Origin of the sequence: Brevundimonas sp. SL161, from assembly GCF_049896985.1 — a bacterium.
Lineage (GTDB): Bacteria > Pseudomonadota > Alphaproteobacteria > Caulobacterales > Caulobacteraceae > Brevundimonas.
This window is the reverse complement of the sequence record NZ_JAFCVJ010000070.1, coordinates 1-2,066: the sequence shown is the minus strand read 5'-3', so window position 1 is coordinate 2,066 and position 2,066 is coordinate 1. Positions and strand designations below refer to the sequence as shown.

Genomic DNA, 2,066 nt, shown 5'->3' with positions numbered 1-2,066 from the left:
AGAACGCCCACTCCGCATCCGACATCAAACCACGAACCATGGCTGCTCTCCGCAAAGAACAGCCTTGAATCAGCGATCAGCTGATTTGGGAATCCACTTTGTCCACATCACCTAGGACCTGACGGAGTCTCAGCGGATCTCCGTAATAAAATCTGCCAACGCTTTCTTCGATAGCGAGTTCATAGCTTACGCCTGCATTTATGTTCTGCAGTTTGAATTTTTCGTGATTGAATTCCGCTAGTTGTCGTAGATCAAATACCTCCTTGTTGATCTTGAGTTCGCCGGCTTCGATCTTGGCTGTGTCCAACAAATCGGCCAGCAAGGCCGTCAGCGTCGCGGACGATGAGCGAATGATGTCCAGCAGTTCAAGCTGGTCACGGCGATTGCATTTTCGGGTCAGAATGTCCGAGGCCGCCACAATCCCATTCAGGGGCGTACGAAGCTCGTGGCTCATGTTCGCCAGGAACGCCGACTTGGCACGCCCAGCGGCCTCGGCGGCGCACAAGGCGGCCTCGAGTGCAAGATTCAGCTGGTGCTGCTCGGTTACGTCCTCGCTTACGGTGACGATATAGGCCGGTTCACCGTTCTCAAAGGTCGCGGTCTTCCTCGTCGTCCAATAGCGCTCGCCCCGATCCCGGGTTGTGACCAGCGCGCCCTGCTCGACCTTTACCTCTTTGCTGAGAATGACCTCCCGATCCTCGTCCCAGGATCGTTTCGCCTCTTCGGCGGGAAATAGGTCATGAACTGTCTTGCCTAGGGCCTCGGCCGACGACAGGCCCGTGGCGACCTCAGCCGCTCGATTAATGAGGACAAACTTGCCCGTGCGGGCCTCCTTCACGACTAGCAGGGCCGGCATCATTTCCATGATCGCCCCATAGAACTCTTCTCTCTTCGCGACCGAACGCTGGTGCGCTCGGGCGTGATCCTCCAGCTCGCTCAGGCGCAAACACGTTTTTGACAGGCGCTGCTCAACCTCGACCTTCGCTGCTTTTTCGGCGTGCTTTTCGATGACGGTTGCCGCCAGGACCGAGAAGTTCTGAATGGATCGAATCTGCTCGCCTGTCGGCAAGCGAGGATCACAGTGATAGAACGCGATTACCCCCAGGACTTGCCCAGCCTGGCCCCGGATGGGTTGCGACCAACACGCCCGCAGACCCAACTCTGCCGCGAAGGATTTGAACTTGGCCCACAGCGGGTCAGACTGAATATCCTCGACAACGACCAGGTAGTTGCCGAAGGCCGCCGTGCCGCATGGGTTGGCGTCCGGGCCGACGGCGGACCCGCTGATCGTCTGGTTGTAGATGTCCGGCAGACTTGGAGCCGCCCCCAGAAGAAGACGCTCCTCGGCCGAGTCCACGAGCGTGATGCTGGCCACGCAGCCAGGATGAGTTCGCTCGGCAAGCCTGACCATCGCCTCGAGTGATCCCGACAGAGACAGATCCAGCCCACGGACGTCCAGCGAAGACCACTCCGCGGACAGGGGCGAGTGGACGGTTGGTTTTTCTGACCCAGAATCCAAAATAGTTCTCCGACCGTCGTTCATCGAGATGACCCAAGCACTCGGTCTTCTCATTTCTGATTAACGGAGACATCAAATCGTCCCGAGGGAGTGGCGGTGATCTGCTCCAATGTCTGCTCACCACCCGAACCGACCTTGGCGAAGTCCGCTTCCGGCGCGCTGCTCCAATGTCCGCTTTCCGCTTGATAGGCTTTGACCGATCCCGACCCAATCCGGACTTTGATGCCGGTGTCTGGTAAGGTCAGGGATGCGCACCGCTAACGTCCTCGCAGCTATCGCGGCACTCCTTTGGTTTGGAGTTGCTCTTGTGGGGTGTGGCTTGATTGGCGGCGTGGTCGATCAACACGTGATGGGCTACCCCAATGCGCAACAAATAGAGTCGTTGATTGTGCGGCCTTTCTTGGTAGTCGTTGTGATCGTTAGCCTTGCTTGACCAGCATCACGTAGCGCGAGTGACGCTCGACCAGGGTGGCGACGTAGCTGTTCTGGGATCCGCCGATCAGGTCGCCTTCCCAGTGGCCGGGGACGGCGCGGTCCTCGACGCAGG

Annotated in this window: 1 protein-coding gene and 1 pseudogene; both read right to left on the bottom strand. The window is 58.6% G+C overall.

Features of this window, described 5'->3' with window-relative positions:
• Positions 1 to 76 precede the first annotated feature (76 nt).
• On the bottom strand, positions 77 to 1,411 hold the full coding sequence (locus ACP7AU_RS17630; protein WP_426052266.1) for a histidine kinase dimerization/phospho-acceptor domain-containing protein: 1,335 nt from the start codon (positions 1,409 to 1,411) through the stop codon (positions 77 to 79).
• Between the two features lie 536 nt (positions 1,412 to 1,947).
• Positions 1,948 to 2,066: pseudogene (locus ACP7AU_RS17625) on the bottom strand (IS30 family transposase); the annotation flags it as partial.

Excerpts from the sequence above, each read along its gene's own strand:
- ACP7AU_RS17630 (WP_426052266.1), bottom strand. The coding sequence starts at position 1,411 with ATGGTCAGGCTTGCCGAGCGAACTCATCCTGGCTGCGTGGCCAGCATC.